Origin of the sequence: Gluconobacter cerevisiae (genome assembly GCF_015244675.1) — a bacterium.
In the GTDB taxonomy this organism is placed as follows: Bacteria; Pseudomonadota; Alphaproteobacteria; order Acetobacterales; family Acetobacteraceae; genus Gluconobacter; species Gluconobacter cerevisiae.
In genome coordinates, this window is the sequence record NZ_JABCQO010000008.1 from 105225 (window position 1) to 122258 (window position 17034).

Consider the following 17034-nt stretch of genomic DNA (forward strand, 5'->3'; position numbering starts at 1 on the left):
CATGAAGTCGATTGAATGGAGCCCCGCATCTGGTACGGACGTGGGCAAGCGGTTCATTATCACCCGTATGTCTGCTTTCGCAGCTGACAAGTGGGCGCGCCACCTTTCAAAAGCGGTGATCCAGAGCACGAACAAAATGTCTGAAGCCATGCTGGACCAGGCTGTCCGGCGGGCAATGGAAGAAGGCATCCTCGGCATCGCCTCCATGTCCATGACCATCTTCGCCAACATTGACGATGAGGCGTGTGACAAGGCGTTCGATGCACTCCTCTCCTGCGTGCAGATCGTGCGAATGGAAGGGATGATGCCCGTCAATCTGACAGACGCGGACATTTCAGACCCCCAGACCCTGACCGACCTGCGCTCGGAGGCATTCAATCTCCACGTGGGTTTTTTCAAAGCCGCGATCTTCCAGAGTTCCCCGCTCGCGGCATCCTTAATCCGGGCAGTCAGCCCAGTAAGTCCACCAGCCCCGTAAACCTCTCGCGGATCATGGCAACGGTTATCGGGGAGCGGATAGCGACACTCCATGAGCTGATGACCGTCTACGACAGCGAGGACATGCTCCTGATGTGGGAAGCGGCCATGGTCACAGCTTACAACAAGGGTTAGGGCCAGCATGGCGAACGTCATAGACAGCCTGGTCATTCAGCTTGGCCTTGATGGTCGAGGTGTCGCCAAGGGCGCGCAGCAGGCATCCAAGAGCCTCGATCAGGTCGAGCGCAGCGCCAGCAAGACGCAAGGGGCCCTGGCAGAAAGCGGAAAAGCTGCGGCGGACGGGTTCTCCCGCGCCCGCACGGAAGCCCTCGCCCTGCTGGCTGTCTTCACCGGCGGCCGGACGCTCAAGGCCTTCACGTCAGAAATCACCCGCTCCAATGCCGAACTCGGCTACATGGCGCAGCGGCTCGATATGGACCCGCGCAAGCTGTACCAGATGCAGCGTGCAGTCATGGCCGTGGGTGGGTCAGCGCAAGAGGTCGGAGCGTCCTTTCAAGCAATGCAGCAAATGATGGTGGACCCGGCTCAGGCGGGGAACATGCAAAGGATCATGAGCCAGCTTGGGGTGACGGATTATGCTGACGCACACGGTCATATCCGGGAAGATATTCTCAAACGCCTGAACCGTTCCACGCAGGGCATGGATCAGGGCGTCAAGAACAGCCTTCTGTCTCAACTGGGCATCGGCCAGGGCGAGATTAATCTGATCGACCAGACTACTGCGGCCTTTGACAAGTTGCAGGGCCAGTTCAAAAACGCAGGCCCTACACCTGACCAGATCCGGGATAGTCAGCAGCTTCTGAAGGACTGGGTGGACCTGACCACTACAACGGAAGGTCTGGGACGCGCGATTCTCGGAGACCTGACCCCGGCCATCGACGGTGTGGTAACGAAAATCACCGCGTGGGAGAAAGAGAACCCGGACCTTGCCAAACATATCGGTGAGATCACACTTGGCGTTGTTGCTCTTGGGACGGCGCTCGGGGCGGTAGGTACTGCCGTCACCGGCATTATGGCAATCCGGGGCATCAAGGCCCTGCTTATGGGCGGCGCCAATATCGAAGCCCTACGGAGCGCGGCTTGCGGATGCGAGTGCAAGGGCGGGGCAGAAGGGGCCGCCAAGGAGGCAGCGGAGGAAGCTCCCAGACGTGCCGGGCAGGCAACCGAAGCCGAGCGCATGGGCGGCGGAAAGCTCTCTCCGTATCTGGCAGAAGGCACAGACGCGGCTGGAACCGGGCTCACGTTGGGCCGGGCCGCGCTTTTCGCAACGCGCCTGACTGGCTGGGGTGCGGTAGGATATGCCGCTCTCCACGCAGACGGCCTGAACAAGGGCGAGAGCACAGCCGTGGATCGCCTTCGGGCGCGGGGGGCTTTCGGTCCTGATCCTTTCGGCGCTTACGCCAAGAGCGTGGCCGGGATCGAGGGCGCACGCTATGACCAGATGGGCGGCGCGGGTGGCAAGTACGCCGGGAAGTACCAGATGGGTGCCGAGGCCATTCAGGATGCGGCCCGACGCCTGCATGAGGCTGTCCCGACGCAGGACCAGTTCCTCCATGATCTTGCCATGCAGGAGCGGTTCTTCAAGGCGTACACGGAGCAGAACGCGGCCGTACTCAACTCCAAGAGCGCAGATTTCCGCAACGCCTCACTGACACGCCAGTATGCCATTCTTGCCTATGCTCACAACCAGGGCGCGGGCGGGGCGCTGAACTGGATGAAGACCGGCCAGGTCGGGCACGATGCATTCGGCACGGCCGGGACCCGTTACTCCGATGCTGCAACGGCGGCCGTCGCGGCGCAAAGCGCGACCGGGAACGTCACGCACACGACGGAAGTCCATGTGGGTGACGTCCATATCCACGCGAACACGGACAACCCGCAGCAACTCGCGCGCGACTTCCACCAGGAACTTCGCCGCACCCTCCCGCTCATCAATGCGCAAGGACAGGCCTGATGGCATTCCCAAACGTCACGATGCCGTCCGTCTGGGATATCCCGGTCGCGGCTGGCGTCCCTGCCCTTCTGGGCCAATCCATCAGCGCGGGCGTGGATGCTTCGGCCTCTACCGCCCTCGCGGGCGTGGTGGAGAATTACATCACCTCGCAGGCCGCGAAGCAGTGGGGAATATTTGATTCCACGAACACGCAGCTTCTGACGTCCGGGCGCGTGATGGGGATCGAGTACGAGAACAGTTACATGGTCTCGGATGCCCCACTGGAAGGCGGCGCTTTCGCGTCCTACAACAAGGTGAAGGTGCCGTATAATGCTCGGGTCATCATGGTGTGTGACGGATCTGAAACCGGCTCAGATGGGCTTCTGTCCGCCATTACAAAGCTGATCCCCAATCTGTCGGGCGCGACAGGCCAACACGTCAGGGCGTCGTTCCTGTCCACGCTTGAAAGCCTTTGCGCGGACACGAACCTCTATTCCGTGGTGACGCCAGAGTTCACGGCGGTGAACGCCAATATCCTTGGCTATCGCTGGCGGCGCGAGAGTCGGAGCGGTGTGACCATGCTCATGGCGGAAATCATGATCCGGCAGATCCGGAACACTGGCACGGCAGCCTATACGAACACAGCCCAGCCCCAGGGCGAGCAGGCCGTCCAGAACGGTACAGTCCAGACCACCACGCCTACCCTGCCCGTTCAAACCTCTGTTCTGGGGGTTACGCTGTGAACGTCGTTCAGATCCCCCTCGCAGCCACAGCGAGCCAGACCCTCAACGTCGTCCTGAACCAGCAGCTTGTCCGCTTGGACGTCTATCAGCGTTCCACCGGCCTTTACCTGAACGTCTGGTTGAATGACGTGCAGGTCGTGGCCGGGGCCATCTGCCAGAACCTGAACCCCGTGGTCCATGCGGAGTATCTGGGGATCGGCGGTGATTTCGTGTTCGTAGATACGCAGGGCAGCGATGATCCGGCCTATGACGGACTGGGCGGCCGGTATGTGCTGACTTTTATGGCGACCGGGACCTGAGCACAACACCCGCCCCGGAGTCCGGTCAAACAGGCTCAGGCTCTCCGCAACGCCTCGTTGATGCGGGTCTGCCAACCCGGCCCGGTGCTCTTGAACTTCTCTAGAACGTCCTGATCCAGTCGGAGCGAGACAGAGCGCTTCGTGGCAGCCTTCTGAGGACCGCGAACGCGCCTCGCCTTTGCCAGCGCCGGAGCGACTTCAACTGCCGGTCTCATGGCCTGAAAGTCAGCCTCAGTCAGTTCAGGGTTATCGCTATCGAGTGCAATGCCCTGATTGATCCGGGCATCTTCCTCGTCAGTCGGCATGATGATGTTAGTCTTGCTAGACATAGAGCAATACCTCCCGTTTATTCGCTTTCCGTAAGCTGATGATCCGAACGATCCGGGTTTCAATACTGTACACCAGCACATGAAGACGGTCGCCGATGGGGCCGATCGCAACAAGGCGCGGTTCGTTCGATGAGTGACTGGCCCTGATGAAAGCCGCGTCCCATTCAAAGCCTTCAGCGATAACGAAATCAACGCCGTGCTTCTCAATGTTGCTCAGGCGCTTCGTTTCGTCCCAGTCGTATCTCATGGTTTATTGTATATACGGATAGACTGGTGGCGTCAATCTAATTGTAGGTACTATTTGAGGGGATGGCGGTTTTTGCCGCCCCTCCCCGATATGGTTGAGGCATGTCAAATCGGTGGTAAATTAAGGAAGATATTTAATGACAGAAAGACTTGGAGCAACAATCTGACTACCCGTTATCGAGGTGTATGTCGTCGGAATTCCGCCCATCATTACGGCAGCAGCTCCATAATGAAGGTGCCCACTTGGATCTGTCACAAAGGTCGCGAACGTCTGATTTACATTGGGCATAGTGTCTACAATCAAAACCGTATTTGTGCTTATCCATTGCGGCTGCCCCCATCGAGCCGCTATATTTGCCACATAGCATTTATTTTCAGTAAGATAAGGATCTTGAAAGGCAAGCATTATTGGCACGGTTACGGGTACGCCGTGGCAGCGGGCAATGATACCTTGGCCATAGGTGTTAATGCCCTCTTGATAGCGTTCTTGTTCTTCTTTTTTGCGCATATCGGAATATACTAATTCCGCGGACTGCCCTTGATGGATTTTTTCGGCAATTTTCAAGATTTCGTTACGCTGAATTCCTGAATTCTCGCTTTTGGCCGTCCGAAGATCGGATAGAGAAACTTTGTTCTGTGCAATTTCTGTAAATATATATTTGTAATCGCTCGCAAGGGCTGATGTCGGAGTGGGTGAATTGTCCATAATTTGACCGACAATTGACACTTCTTCAGCGGTAGTCGCGCCGTTCTGGCGGAACATATTGGCGTCATTTGGGCTGTACCCCAGGTCATGCCACTGTCGTGCGTCGTGATAGGTGAAGCCTGCGACTTTCCACTCTTCCGGTGAATGGTAATAGGAATCAGACGTATCTTCTTGCGGCCACTGGCTCCATTCGTCGGGCTTGCTGGTATCTAGTTCAGCACATCCTGACAGCACTAACGCCGCCATAACGCAAAGACACTTCTTCATCCACCCCTCCATTCACACTCCGTAACATGCCGGAGTTTGGGGTGGAGGGGGAGTCCTATTGATCGTCAGAAGCGGCGCGAATTTTCTCAAGGCGTCGCTCAAGTTGCGTTAGACGCATCTCTGAGATCTCAACGGCGTCTTTCGCCGACTGATCATCTGGATGATCTTCAAGCCAGATCAGGGCTTCTTCATACATCCCACGCTCTAAAAACAGAGCGTCTTCGATTTGCTGCTCTTCACTGGGGCCGGTGCGCACCGCTGTGGCGAAGGCGTCGCTTTCTTCAGTGATGATGTCATACATGGGGTCATTGAACGTTCTTGCGAGCCGTTCATTTATCTCGGCGGTCATAGAATGGCCGCGCTTTTCCGCCGCCTCTGCCACCTGCCGTTTCAGTGCTTCGGGTATCCGGAGTCGGAAATGAAGATCTTCTCGTGCCATGCCCCACACGATGCCACACATTTCGCTTGACCGATATGCCGCACGCCTGATAGCGGTGTGTCTGCCACACCAAATGACACACGGGTGTGGCAGGAGGTAAAATGCAAGTTCGAGAATGGTCGCAGTTCAGGATGAGGCTCCCGCCTGATCTGCATATGGCCCTGAAGCTGAGCGCCGTCAGGAACCGCAGAACACTCAATGCGGAGTTCGTGTTTGCCCTCGAAGGCTACGCAGCAACAATTTCGGAAACAGAAAAGGCGTCGGACCAGCCTGCAAGCAATCCCGACGCCTCAACCACCACCCTCTGAAAAGGAAATGGCCATGAGCCACATTATCACATTGGGCATCACGCCCGCAATGATTCCGGGTATCCGCAAGGCTGCTGAGATCTGCGAGGAATACGGCGAAGAAAATTTGAGCATCGCTCACGATGACATAAGGCGCGTATGCGCCAAGAAAGAGCGTTCGGAAGCCGATTTCGACCGTTCGGATATGCACGGAGTGCGGTATCATGCCGGCAAAGAAATGGCGTCCCTTCTGCGCAACCTCATTCGCGAAGGAGATGCAGCATGAGCAATGCAATCATTTCCTTCAATTTTGAGGGTGTGCAGGTTCAAGCCGTAAACCGAAATGGCGACGCATGGTTTGTCGGTATGGAGGTAACGGCCGCTCTTGGATACGCCGATACCGATCAGGCTATCCGAAACCACTGCAAAGCCGCAGAAAACCTTAAACCCGTTGAATTGACGGGTTTGGGAATAAGCGCCAAATCGCCGCGCGGACTCAAGCTCATCCCTGAACGCGATTTGTATCGCTTAGTGATGAATTCCCAGAAGCCGACGGCTATTGCCTTCGAGGAGAAGGTGGTGGGAGAGATCCTTCCTTCCATTCGCAAGACTGGCGGCTACATCGCGGCAGCTAAGGAAGAGACTCCGGAAGAGTTGGCGCTTCGGGCCGTGACGGTTCTGCAGGCTGCGCTAGAGCGTCAAAGGGAAGAGAGTCGCCTTGAGATCGAACGTCAAAAGGCATTGATTGACGAAACCGCCCCCAAGGCTGCGGCACTAGATCGGATCAGTGCGTCAGGCGGCGAGTTTGGTCTGACCGAAACGGCAAAAATGATTCAGGTGAAGCCGGGGAAATTCTTTGACTGGCTAGATCAGAACCGTTGCCGGTACAGTAAGGGTAAGGCCAAGATGGCCTATCAAGAGCGCATTGATGCCGGATATCTTAAAAACCGGGCGAACCCTTACATCGACGCGAATGGTGAGCCGCAGGTTGGGAATACCATCAAGGTTACAGCCAAGGGGCTGGCATGGTTCGCCAGAATGGTTCCGGACGCTGAACTTGACCCGGTCTATGCGCACCTTGCGGAGAACGAAGCCAAGACCGGCCTTCGCAATCTGGCTGAAAAGGTCGGTAAGCCCCCTTTCGCCAAATCCCCGGAGCCAGTGTCATGACCTATGTTCCGCTGGCAACGGCGGAACGTCAGGAACAGGCCGCAAGAGCGCGTGTGCAACTCATCACCTCTGACGCCATGCTGATCAACGAGATGAACCGTTGGACGGCTCTCCGCTACAACGGCATCCCGGCAGATCAGGCAGCGGCGGATCTTTGGTATGAGATTGAGGGTTACCAGCCGAAAACAGAGCGTGCCAAAGCCGCTAAAGCTCAGTTCCTTCGACAGTTCCCCTATGTCGCACTCAAGCGGAGCGAGTTTGAAGAACGCCTTAATAAAGCTGCTGAAGCCTTCGAGCGCCGGAATGAGCGCGTAGGAGCGAAACTCTGCGCCTGACTACGGAGCCGCCCTTCGGGGCGGTTTTTTTAGCTTCATGGTATTGACAGAGGTGAAAGGCCCATTGACTGACTGCGTAAAATACGCATATAAGCTCATATGTCCGGACCTTGCTCAAACCACGCCGTAGCTGAACTACACGCCTTCAGACGAGCGGCATTCGATGCGGGGATGACAGAAGACGACATCAGCGAGGTCGTGACGATCGTGTCTCAAGACCCGCATGCTGGTGTTGTGATTAAGGGGACTGGAGGATGTCGCAAACTCCGTATTGCCGGCAAGGGCAGAGGAAAAAGCGGCGGGTACCGGACCATAACATTCTTCGGGGGTGATGAACTGCCTGTTTTTCTGATCACTGTTTTTTCCAAAGGTGAAAAAGTGAATCTTAGTCAAAAAGAGCGAAATGCCCTCGTGGGTATGACGCGGCAGATCATCACAGCGTATGAAATGAAGATTATAAGAATAGGAACCGGAACATGAGCAAAAGCGCGTTTGATAAAATCGCCGCAGGCCTAGACGAGGCCATTGCTATTGCAGAAGGCACAATGGAGCCGGCGCAACTGCATGTTCCGGCTGAAATCGACGTTAAGGCAATCCGTAATAAGGTAGGCATGACACAAGAGGCATTTGCTTCCGCCTTCTGTTTTACGGTCCACCAAATTCGTCAATGGGAACAGGGACGGGTCCGCCCGCTAGGAGCGATGCGCGCCTATCTGATGTTTATCGATAAGTTTCCGCGAGAAGTGAAAGCGAGCCTCGTGACGTCTGTAGATGATGTGACGCCTGCGCGGAGAGCTGGATAAATTATCCCTTCTCCAATGAGGCATTACCAGCCGCCCCTCACCGGGCGGCTTTTTTATTGCCTGAAAGGATCGCCGCATGAGTGAAACAACCACGGTCACAGCCTCGCGCCGCAAACCGAGCTTCACCAAGAAGCAGATTGACGTGTCCTTCACTGTTCCAACCGGGTCCATTGGACCGGGTAGCACGGCGGACAAGGTCACCCTCTCAGGGCTTCGTGTGCGGGCGACCGTGACGAACGCGGGGATGTTTACTGGAGCCCAGCTTTCCCTTCGGGTCGAGGGCATGACGCTCGCCATGATGAACCGGCTTTCAGTAGTCATTGCGATGACGAACACCACAAACCAGACGAACACCCGCTTCTCTGGCGCGACGGTCCAGGTGCAGGCAGGGGACGCGGGCAGCACGCTCTCGACGGTTTTCCTTGGCGACATTGCGGAAGCCTTCGTGGACTTCTCCGGCGCTCCGTCTGTGGCTTTTCAGGTGCTGGCTTATGACACCCTTCAGATGAAGGTAAAGCCATGCCCTCCCACAACGTATGATAAGCCAACCCCAGCGGCGACCATCTTCAGCGAACTGGCGGCAAAGGCCGGGCTTACCTTTGCAAACCACGGTGTAAACCAGACGATCAATTCGTTTTATGAGGCGGGCGACCTCATGAAGCAGATCGACAAGCTGGCGCACAGCATCCATGCAGTCTATCGCATCGATACAGTGACCGGGATGCTGCATGTCTGGGGAAAATCAAGCGACGGGACGCAGCAGAAAACCACGGTGAAACTGAGCAAATCAACCGGGTTGGTTGGGTACGCCGCCTACAATCAGAACGGCATCGGCGTGACGGCGTTCTTCAATCCGGCGCTCCAGTACATGATCCCATTCCAGCTTGTGAGCGAGTACCTGCCTGAAGGCTGGGTCAATAACCAGATGGGGCAGAGCATCCCGCAAATGCCATCCTCGGGCCTGTGGAAGCCGACAATGGTCACGCATGACCTCGCATCCGAACTCCCAAACGGCCCGTGGTTCACGCAGATGACAGCGATCCGCGCTGACGTTCCCCAAGCAAAGGCGTACTGATGTCCGGCTCTACTTCATCCTTCGTCGGCATCACGCAGGGGAATACCGACGGAAGCGCGATCGACGCGACTGTACGGCGCAATCTGTCCGACATGGGCACCAACGTCCTAGTTCAGGTGTCCGCCGTACACGCCGGAGACGGCATCGTCGGTACTGTGGACGTCGCGCCGATGGTTCACCAGCAGACCAGTGACGGAACAGCGGTCCCGCATGGCACGATCTATGGCGTTCCATATCTTCGCATTCAGGGTGGGGCCTGCGCGGTCATCGTTGATCCGGTAGCCGGTGACATCGGGTACATAATCATCTCCGGTCGCGACCAGTCGAACGTGGTCGCAACCCGCGCCCCTGCCCTGCCCGGCAGCTTTCGGCAGCACTCCATGGCGGATTGCGTCTATGTGGGCGGGTTCCTGAACGAGGCTCCGGCGCATTACGTCCAGATCACCACGGACGGCGTCCGAATTGTCACAACCGGCAAGGTCACGGTGCAGGCGTCCGAAATGGACGTGAACTGCAATTTGAATGTGGCAGGCTCGATCAAGGCAACTGGCGATGTGAAGGCTGGATCTGTGTCGCTGGAAAGCCACCTTCACGGCGGGGTTCAGTCCGGATCAGGGAAGACTTCCGCTCCGGAATAGTCTTGTACTTGCCAGCAGACTAAACTACTGTCCGAATAAATCCCCACACAAGCGCGTTGCGCGGGATACCCCATGAAATCGCTACTTCTCGACCGCTCGACGTGGGGCCTTGCCCTCGACGCGAATGGCAATCTTGCTGTCTGCACAGAGCCGTATTCCGTCATTCAGGACGTAGCATGTGCCGTCCGAACATGGCTGGGAGAGTGCTGGTACGATACCAGCCTGGGCCTTCCTTACGATAGCGGCATTTTTGATGGCGCATCGTCCATTCCCCTTCTGCGCTCCCAAGCCGAACAGGCCGCAATGACCGTTCCGGGTGTAGCGGCGGCGCAATGTGCCCTGTTTGGTCCGCGCGCTGATCGATCAGTCGGCGGCATGATTGCCGTGACCCTTACGACAGGAGAGACGCAGAGTGTCCAGTTCTGACGCCACCACGTCTGTCCCCGCCTGCTCGCTGACAGATGCCGGATTTGTGGCTCCATCAGAGCCGGATATTCTCGCAGGCGTTCAGGCCGATATCAGCGCGGCCCTTGGTGGCAATGTAAATCCTGACCTGCGGACGCCGCAGGGCCAGCTTGCAACAAGCGAAACGGCTATCATAGGCGACTGCAATGATCAGCTTCTCGGGCTGTTCAACGGCTTTGATCCCCGCAACGCTGCTGGACGGATGCAGGATGCGCTCGGCTACATCTATTTCATGGAGCGCAATACCGGGGAAAGCCGGGCCGATTTCGAGGCGCGACGTGAGGCGACGGTAGAGGCCAACAGCAGCGGGACCAACGCTTCCATTTTGGGCGCCCTTCTGAACCTTGCAGGCGTCAACGACGCCTACGTCGTGGACAACCCGTCCGGCAATGACGCAACAATCGGTGGCGTTACTGTTCCAGCCCGCACCTTGTTCATTTCAGTCTCGGGCGGGAGCGCTTCAGATATCGGCCTCGCCATTCTGAAAAAGAAAAACCCCTGCTCGATGACGAGTGGTTCTTCCTCCGTCACGGTTCAGGACCCCAACAGCGCCTATGGCGGGAACGGCCCCTCCTATACCTTCAATTACACGATCGCCACCGATACGGCGGTCTATATCGCTGTCACGATCGCCAATTCGACGGCTGTTCCGTCTACGGCTCTGGCTGATATTCAGGCTGCCGTCATTGCCGCGTTCAACGGAACCGACGGAGGTGGTCGCGCGCGGATCGGTGCGGAGCTGTTCGCCAGCCGGTTTTATGCTGGCATTGCATCCTTGGGAGCATGGGCGCGCATCGTGGAAATCACGATCGGCACGTCCGCCAGTCCGACAGGCTTCACGGCCCAGATGAGCATAGCGCAACGCCCGGTGATTCTGGCGGACAACATTACTCTCACACTGGTGTAGGTGGCTGATGGAGAACGTCAACGAGACGATCCTCGCCCAATACGCCAACGATCCCAGTATCAACACGATTATTGCAGGGTTCAATCAGGCGATTGATCCAGCCGCTTTGGTCGACCTTTTTTACGCTCAGGTTTTTAATCCCCAGACGGCCATTGGCTGGGGGCTGGATGTCTGGGGCCGCATCGTTGGCGTGGGCCGCGTTCTGAACGTGGCGGAGACTGGTTACATCGGCTTTCATGAAGCGGATGATGGCTCCAGTGTCATAGGCGGCTTCGGGTACGGAATTTTCTACGGCGGACAGGGATCGACCAGTAACTTCGCCCTGACTGATGATGCATTCCGAACCTTGATCTTTGCCAAGGCAGCCGCGAACCTTTGTGATGGCTCGATCGCGTCTATCAACGCCATCCTCATGCGTCTTTTTTCGGCGAACGGGAAGATCTGGATCGCCGAAACCTCAGAAACGATGATGACCATCAATCACGACTGGACCCTCACTCCGGTTCAGGCGGCGATCATTGAGCAATCAGGCGTGTTGCCCCGTCCAAGCACTGTGACTCTGGCCTATGCGAAGGCGTCTCTCTCATGAAACTCTCTGATTTTGCGCCGCAATTCCCCGTCCTATGGGCATCCAGCGGCAGCACTACGACCGTACAATATCCTTTACTATCTGGCACGTCCCTTGCGACAGGGCGGGCATCCATTGCGTCCGGATTTCCTGCCGTAAACTTTACACCCCCGGCCGCGGGAGGCGTTTATCCGTGGGGTGCTGACTGGAACGGAGCCCTCAAAACACTTTCTGTTTCGGCACAGAACTATGAGGCCGGGGTAATCCCGATCTTCTCCCAGAATTTTGCAAATGCCATCGGCGGTTATCCCCAAAACGCTATTGTCGCAGACGCAAACACCGCTGGCCTCTTCTGGGTCTCGACGGCCGATGCGAATACGACCGTTCCGGCCACGCCAAACTCAGCTTGGCAGAAATTCGGCTGGAATCAGTTCATCAAACAGGGTTGGGGCTTTTCCACATTTGGAAACAGCAATGTTTATCTTGGTTGGCGTAAAGACGGTTCCGGTCTCGGTGTGGGAATTGACTCCACAGATATAGGGAATGTCGCCATTCAAGGCGGCGGCAAGTTGGGTTGGGGAGACTGGACGGAGCAGAATTACACGCTCCCGTCTGGTGGTAACAGAACAATCAGTCTGACGTTCACCGCTCCAAGCGCTGGATATGTCCACGCCGTTGGATCGGCTAACTTTGCTGCCCAGAACTCCAATCAATCACAGCTATCTGTCGTTATAAATGGCACCACATTAAGTGCAGATAATGTGACCGGGGCAACCGCGATGACGAACCATTCCTGTATTTTGGTTAATGCTGGAACCGTGGTGGTTGCATCTTATCTCGGCACATCGGCCACGAACCCTCCGAATGTGGGTCACACGCTCAGCTATTTATTCATACCGTCGTGAGGGCACAATGACTGTCTATGCACTCGAAAAAAGCGCTTCTGGGGCAGTAACTGGTCTGGCATCTTGGGGTGATGACAAAACGATTCTTCCAGATGGGTTTGTGTCATGCACGGCGGACGAATACGCAGCAGCCAAATCAACCTTCATGAACTCCCTGAAAGATCAGGCGATCGGTGCTCTCGCTGCAGTTCAGGCAGATGCGGCACTGACTGTGGCAATGGGCAGTACATTTGGCTCCCGGATGCGAGCTTATGTCTCCGCTCTTCAAAACATTTCTGACGGAACCGATACGGCCAGTACGGTGCTGCCCGCTAAGCCGGACCCGGTATCTACATGACATGGATGCCCTGCCAGCGCATTACGCGCGTCGACGTGCCGTCCGCTTTCCGTATCCGGGGACTGGCCGCAAACGCGGTCATCTGCTGGCCTGATACCACCGCAGGGTCCGGGGCAGATTACAGCATTGATTTCTCGCACCTTCTGGGGTGCTCCGACCGGATCGTGGAAGTTGAAGCCATGTGCAGCGGCGGCGTGATCGCATGGACCAGCACTTACGGAACCCTGGCCACTATGTGGGTGCAATGGCTGTGCTCAGGCGCGCAAACAGCAACGCTTTCCGTTCGCACGGCCACAGGCGCAGTCTTCACGGCTACCGCCTCCATCATAGTCCGCTGCGCGCCCCAGCTGATTGCCTGTGACGCCCCGGCCTATGCCCCGAATGCCTTTTTCCTTGGCTCGGCGATCGTGCCTGATGCCTCCGGAAGCCCCCTGATCTTCGGATAGACCCCATGCCTCAACTCGCGTCTGACCCCGCACTCACGCAAACGAGCGTGCAGGCGACGGATCTGCTTGTCTTCCTCCGGCCTGTTCTCAATGCCCAGAATACTGTTACCGGCTATGAGCCTTGCAACATCACCGCGAATAATTTTGCAGTGTCGGTCGTAGCTCTGGGCCTTCTCCAGCTTGGGCAGACGCTTCCGACAAAAGCGCCGGAGGGCGGCGGTCTTTGGATGAACGGTGATGTATTTGCATATTCGGCCATGACAGGCACGGCGTCTGGCATGCCCTTGTCGCCTCAGGCTCTCGCCGCGTCCCTTGCTGCACTCCTGGCCGCAAGTCCGACCATGGGAGCTGGCACCAATTTCAACGGCTTTCAGAACAATGCCGGTGTCGCAACCCAGGTGGATGACGGCAAATGAAAAAACTTATTCTGACGCTGGCTCTCCTGCCGTCACTGGCAGGCGCTGCGCCTATTACCAGCCAGTGGATTGCTCCGGGCAACGGTATCAGCGGTGCTTCGATCATCAATGCCCCCAATACACTCTGGGATCGGCAGACTATCGCCGCAGTGATGGCCGCGCTCCAGAAGAATGTGCCAGGGGGTGTGGCGGGACTGAATATGAATGGTGCCATGACGGCGCCGCTTTTAAGCGCGTCTGGAACATTTGGCGTCCAGTCGCAGACGGCTTACCCGTCAATGTATGTCGGGCAGGACATGACCGCCGTTCTCGGCAGTCCTTTAGTCGGGAACAACACGCTCCAGATGGGCGGCGCGCCCCTCGGGACTGTCGCCAATTCCCCGATGGGATCACCCGGACTGCCTCAGAGCCTGGTCATTTCCAGCCACCCCGACGGACCATTCAACAATGGGTGCGGCCTTTGCCTCTTCACGACGGGTGGCCAGCAGAACACTATGCTGGCTGAACTGGGCGGTGACGATTACGAAGGGGATAGCCGGATCGTTCCCATCAGCTTTGATACGGCTGGGATCTACTGGGAGGCCGGGTCACGTCAGGCGCGACTGGTTCTGCCCGTAACGGCTTACACCACCACAACGGCGACCTTGAGCGTAGCCCTGACGCCTCAGCAGCTCCTGTTGATCCATCAGGGCCAGTACATCATCACCAATTCCGCCGACCCCGCCGCATCAGATGCTGAAACATGGGACAATCCCCATTGCCTGGCAGGCATCGTCAGAAGCGTGGACAATACGGGGCCAACTGCCGTTATCACGGTCTGGGCCTGGAACCGGATGGAACATTCAGGAGCCAGCCAAACCCCGAGCCTTACCAGCCTGGATACGTTCTATTTCCCGAAAACTCCCGCTCCTGCCGTGTTCGTGGGATCTCCGACGAAAGTCTTCGGGTTCAATACGATGATGCAGTACGACGGCGCGTTCACGGGCGCAGGTACGCGCGACACGTCGTCAGTTCATCAACTCGAATGGGGCGAGGTGGACGTCAACGTGCAGAACGAGACGCGGGCGGGAGCCTTGAGCTATCACGGGCTGACGTTTGGCGGAGGCCAGTCTGTCCCGGCAGGAGCGTCGATCACTCCGGGTCAGGTATTTACGTCGGAAAGCTACGAACTGATGCTGGCGAATGACATGCCACATCATCTGGAGATTGCCGATGCCTGCGGGAACATGGCGATTGATACCAATCAGCTCTATCTCCCTTCCGCCTGCTCTCTGTTCGCTCTGAAACCCGTTGGGGCCGTCTATGATTTCGATATGACGGAACTGCATCAGATCGTCGCAGGATATAATGAGCGGCTGGTAACGCATATCACCAGCGACGGCACGGGAACGGGAAGCTACACCAACGCGACCCTGCGCTTCGGGCCGCGTATCAATGGTACGAAGGGCAACACGTCCAGCACGGATACCGCCTCTCTTCTGGGCGAGATCGACTTCCCGGGCAGCACGGGCGGCGTGGCGCTGTGCGGATATGGCGTGAATTGCGGCCTGTCAGTAGCTGGCAACGGCGATGTATCGTTGGCGGGCGCGCTCAATGTTGCCGGGGGTGCAACATTCAAAAATCAGGTGAGCGTGAATGCAAACCTCGTGACGACCGGGACGACCTACTACCAGAATACGGCGGGCGACAATATTGTCGCAGTAGCGGCATCCACGGATGCATCGAAGAATAGCGTACTGGCATATTCAAGCGTGGCATCTGGTGGCGCGTCCGTTCTGTTTAACCTCCCAACGACTGTTGGTAATGACCTGACTGTCACCGGGGGGCTGGAAACACATGGGAGTGCTGTTATCGGTGGGTATGGCGGTAGCACCCTGTTCAAGGATGGGGTGACGTTCAATCAGCAAATCACGGCCAAATCCAATATCGCTCTTCAGGGAACGCAGTTTTTCCAGAGTCCCAGCGGATCCAACATTGCACAGCTCTTAGGGCAAACCGATGCCAGCACTGGCGACACGTCGGTCGTGCTCTCCGGTCTTGGGCAGAATACGCATTTCGATATCGACATCCCGACAAACCTCAACAGCGATCTGCTCATCGCAGGAGGTCTGACGTCCCATGGGAATACAGTTCTGGGAGGCTTTGGCGGCTCCATTAGCATGAAGGATGCCACGACAATCAGCGCCGATATGACTGTCACGGGATCAGGCACGATTCAAGGCAACCTGACTGTCGGGGGGAATGGCGGCACAACTATTATGAAGGATGGGGTGGTTCTCACCAGCCTGAACGGAGCCGGGAACGCTTACGCCTGCCTGAACTCATCAGGGCAGCTCTATCGTAGTGCAACGGCATGCAACTAGGAGGTCAATACTCAGAGCAATAACCCAACAAAATGACCTGATGAACAACCTGACAGACAGCCGCCGCCCATGAGGCGGTTTTTTTATGACTGGAGGGCAGAATGCCCGATGAAAATACCGGCAGCACAGATTTGCTTGAACGAGTTGTGCGTGTCGAGACAAAACTCGAGCATCAGCAGGACACGACGCAGTCTCTGTCGGATCGTGTGGGAACGCTTGAAGATACGGTGAAAAGCGGCTTCGCATCTCTCGGCGCCAAAATGGATTCTTTAAACAGCCGTCGCGCCATGGTCATCGCGGGTGGCTCAGGCATGGGAGGCGGTGTCGCTGTGGGTCTGTATTCCCTCGCACACCTGCTTTGGCACCTGTAATGACCAGACTTAATCTCTCACAGATCAAGCGTCTGTGGATCCGTCCGGCATTGCAGGCAATTGGCCTGGATGATCCGGCTCACGTCAACATCGTGACGGGCATCGGACTGGTCGAGAGCGGCTATGTCTGGCTGGAGCAGCTGCACGATGGACCTGCCAAGGGGTTCTGGCAGATGGAGCCTGCCACCCATGACGACATCTGGAAAAACTCGTTGCCGGCACCGTGCCGGTCGAAGATTGCGTCCGGACTGAACCGCCTTTTGTATGGCCAGACTCATTCCGCCGATTTGATGATCGCTCTCCCGCTGTATGGCGCGGGCATGTGTGCGGTCAAAGTTCTTCTGGCGCCTGAACCGATCCCGGCCGCTGACGATGCGTCCGGCCAGGCGCGGTATCACAAACGCTGGTACAACAGCCCGCTTGGAGCAGCCTCTGTGATGGCCAACATCTCGAACTTTCAGGCCGCGATCGCCGCCTGACATTCCCTC

General features: G+C 57.1%; 26 protein-coding genes. 22 read left to right on the top strand and 4 right to left on the bottom strand.

Annotation, left to right across the window (positions count from 1 at the left end):
• The first annotated feature begins 1 nt into the window (after window position 1).
• The 4 genes from HKD21_RS10400 to HKD21_RS10415 all read left to right on the top strand — a co-directional run bounded on the left by HKD21_RS10400 (window position 2) and on the right by HKD21_RS10415 (window position 3473).
• Complete coding sequence (locus tag HKD21_RS10400; RefSeq protein ID WP_194255629.1) at window positions 2–478, top strand: phage tail assembly chaperone; 477 nt, start codon at window positions 2–4, stop codon at window positions 476–478.
• A 141-nt stretch (window positions 479–619) separates the two neighbouring features.
• The gene (locus HKD21_RS10405; RefSeq protein WP_194255630.1) at window positions 620–2452 is read left to right on the top strand and encodes a phage tail tape measure protein; all 1833 of its coding nucleotides are present in this window, start codon (window positions 620–622) and stop codon (window positions 2450–2452) included.
• Window positions 2452–3174, top strand: coding sequence for a hypothetical protein (locus HKD21_RS10410; protein WP_194255631.1), 723 nt, complete (start codon window positions 2452–2454; stop codon window positions 3172–3174). Before HKD21_RS10405 ends, HKD21_RS10410 begins: the two co-directional genes overlap by 1 nt.
• A complete protein-coding gene (locus tag HKD21_RS10415) occupies window positions 3171–3473 on the top strand; it encodes a phage baseplate plug family protein (protein WP_194255632.1) in 303 nt (100 codons plus the stop codon). The genes HKD21_RS10410 and HKD21_RS10415 overlap by 4 nt, the downstream gene beginning before the upstream one ends.
• Window positions 3474–3508: 35 nt before the next feature.
• On the opposite strand, the gene HKD21_RS10420 is transcribed toward HKD21_RS10415, so the two are convergent.
• From HKD21_RS10420 to HKD21_RS10435, 4 genes are all read right to left on the bottom strand, one after another.
• A complete protein-coding gene (locus HKD21_RS10420) occupies window positions 3509–3802 on the bottom strand; it encodes a BrnA antitoxin family protein (RefSeq protein ID WP_228121335.1) in 294 nt (97 codons plus the stop codon).
• Window positions 3795–4049: a BrnT family toxin gene (locus HKD21_RS10425; protein WP_194255633.1), complete on the bottom strand. Its 255-nt coding sequence runs from the start codon at window positions 4047–4049 to the stop codon at window positions 3795–3797. Before HKD21_RS10425 ends, HKD21_RS10420 begins: the two co-directional genes overlap by 8 nt.
• A gap of 120 nt (window positions 4050–4169) precedes the next feature.
• The gene (locus HKD21_RS10430; RefSeq protein ID WP_194255634.1) at window positions 4170–5021 is read right to left on the bottom strand and encodes a hypothetical protein; all 852 of its coding nucleotides are present in this window, start codon (window positions 5019–5021) and stop codon (window positions 4170–4172) included.
• A 55-nt stretch (window positions 5022–5076) separates the two neighbouring features.
• Window positions 5077–5481, bottom strand: a complete 405-nt coding sequence (locus tag HKD21_RS10435) for an Arc family DNA-binding protein (RefSeq protein ID WP_215748066.1) — start codon at window positions 5479–5481, stop codon at window positions 5077–5079.
• Between the two features lie 110 nt (window positions 5482–5591).
• Between HKD21_RS10435 and HKD21_RS10440 the strand changes: the two genes are divergently transcribed.
• The 18 genes from HKD21_RS10440 to HKD21_RS10525 all read left to right on the top strand — a co-directional run bounded on the left by HKD21_RS10440 (window position 5592) and on the right by HKD21_RS10525 (window position 17025).
• Window positions 5592–5768: a hypothetical protein gene (locus tag HKD21_RS10440; RefSeq protein ID WP_194255635.1), complete on the top strand. Its 177-nt coding sequence runs from the start codon at window positions 5592–5594 to the stop codon at window positions 5766–5768.
• 13 nt (window positions 5769–5781) lie between these two features.
• Window positions 5782–6033 carry a hypothetical protein gene (locus tag HKD21_RS10445; protein WP_194255636.1) on the top strand — a complete coding sequence of 84 codons (252 nt, stop codon included), beginning with the start codon at window positions 5782–5784 and terminating at the stop codon, window positions 6031–6033.
• Window positions 6030–6917 (top strand): phage antirepressor KilAC domain-containing protein, encoded by an 888-nt coding sequence (locus HKD21_RS10450; protein ID WP_194255637.1) that lies wholly within the window; start codon window positions 6030–6032, stop codon window positions 6915–6917. Before HKD21_RS10445 ends, HKD21_RS10450 begins: the two co-directional genes overlap by 4 nt.
• The gene (locus HKD21_RS10455; protein WP_194255638.1) at window positions 6914–7252 is read left to right on the top strand and encodes a hypothetical protein; all 339 of its coding nucleotides are present in this window, start codon (window positions 6914–6916) and stop codon (window positions 7250–7252) included. The genes HKD21_RS10450 and HKD21_RS10455 overlap by 4 nt, the downstream gene beginning before the upstream one ends.
• Before the next feature lie 99 nt (window positions 7253–7351).
• Entirely contained in the window at window positions 7352–7732 is a 381-nt protein-coding gene (locus tag HKD21_RS10460; RefSeq protein WP_194255639.1) for a type II toxin-antitoxin system RelE/ParE family toxin, read from the top strand.
• Window positions 7729–8055: a helix-turn-helix domain-containing protein gene (locus HKD21_RS10465; RefSeq protein WP_194255640.1), complete on the top strand. Its 327-nt coding sequence runs from the start codon at window positions 7729–7731 to the stop codon at window positions 8053–8055. The genes HKD21_RS10460 and HKD21_RS10465 overlap by 4 nt, the downstream gene beginning before the upstream one ends.
• 76 nt (window positions 8056–8131) lie before the next feature.
• Window positions 8132–9130 carry a baseplate hub protein gene (locus HKD21_RS10470; protein ID WP_194255641.1) on the top strand — a complete coding sequence of 333 codons (999 nt, stop codon included), beginning with the start codon at window positions 8132–8134 and terminating at the stop codon, window positions 9128–9130.
• Window positions 9130–9768, top strand: coding sequence for a Gp138 family membrane-puncturing spike protein (locus HKD21_RS10475; protein WP_228121337.1), 639 nt, complete (start codon window positions 9130–9132; stop codon window positions 9766–9768). Before HKD21_RS10470 ends, HKD21_RS10475 begins: the two co-directional genes overlap by 1 nt.
• A gap of 72 nt (window positions 9769–9840) precedes the next feature.
• On the top strand, window positions 9841–10194 hold the full coding sequence (locus tag HKD21_RS10480; protein WP_194255642.1) for a hypothetical protein: 354 nt from the start codon (window positions 9841–9843) through the stop codon (window positions 10192–10194).
• Complete coding sequence (locus HKD21_RS10485; RefSeq protein ID WP_194255643.1) at window positions 10181–11140, top strand: hypothetical protein; 960 nt, start codon at window positions 10181–10183, stop codon at window positions 11138–11140. Before HKD21_RS10480 ends, HKD21_RS10485 begins: the two co-directional genes overlap by 14 nt.
• 7 nt (window positions 11141–11147) lie before the next feature.
• Window positions 11148–11729 carry a DUF2612 domain-containing protein gene (locus HKD21_RS10490; RefSeq protein WP_194255644.1) on the top strand — a complete coding sequence of 194 codons (582 nt, stop codon included), beginning with the start codon at window positions 11148–11150 and terminating at the stop codon, window positions 11727–11729.
• On the top strand, window positions 11726–12613 hold the full coding sequence (locus tag HKD21_RS10495) for a hypothetical protein (RefSeq protein WP_194255645.1): 888 nt from the start codon (window positions 11726–11728) through the stop codon (window positions 12611–12613). The genes HKD21_RS10490 and HKD21_RS10495 overlap by 4 nt, the downstream gene beginning before the upstream one ends.
• Before the next feature lie 7 nt (window positions 12614–12620).
• A complete protein-coding gene (locus tag HKD21_RS10500; protein ID WP_194255646.1) occupies window positions 12621–12950 on the top strand; it encodes a hypothetical protein in 330 nt (109 codons plus the stop codon).
• Window positions 12947–13396, top strand: coding sequence for a hypothetical protein (locus HKD21_RS10505; RefSeq protein WP_194255647.1), 450 nt, complete (start codon window positions 12947–12949; stop codon window positions 13394–13396). The genes HKD21_RS10500 and HKD21_RS10505 overlap by 4 nt, the downstream gene beginning before the upstream one ends.
• Window positions 13397–13401: 5 nt before the next feature.
• Window positions 13402–13812 (top strand): hypothetical protein, encoded by a 411-nt coding sequence (locus HKD21_RS10510; protein WP_194255648.1) that lies wholly within the window; start codon window positions 13402–13404, stop codon window positions 13810–13812.
• Window positions 13809–16175 (top strand): autotransporter outer membrane beta-barrel domain-containing protein, encoded by a 2367-nt coding sequence (locus tag HKD21_RS10515; RefSeq protein ID WP_194255649.1) that lies wholly within the window; start codon window positions 13809–13811, stop codon window positions 16173–16175. The genes HKD21_RS10510 and HKD21_RS10515 overlap by 4 nt, the downstream gene beginning before the upstream one ends.
• A gap of 101 nt (window positions 16176–16276) precedes the next feature.
• Window positions 16277–16546 carry a hypothetical protein gene (locus HKD21_RS10520; RefSeq protein WP_194255650.1) on the top strand — a complete coding sequence of 90 codons (270 nt, stop codon included), beginning with the start codon at window positions 16277–16279 and terminating at the stop codon, window positions 16544–16546.
• Window positions 16546–17025, top strand: a complete 480-nt coding sequence (locus tag HKD21_RS10525; protein ID WP_194255651.1) for a hypothetical protein — start codon at window positions 16546–16548, stop codon at window positions 17023–17025. The genes HKD21_RS10520 and HKD21_RS10525 overlap by 1 nt, the downstream gene beginning before the upstream one ends.
• Window positions 17026–17034: the final 9 nt, after the last annotated feature.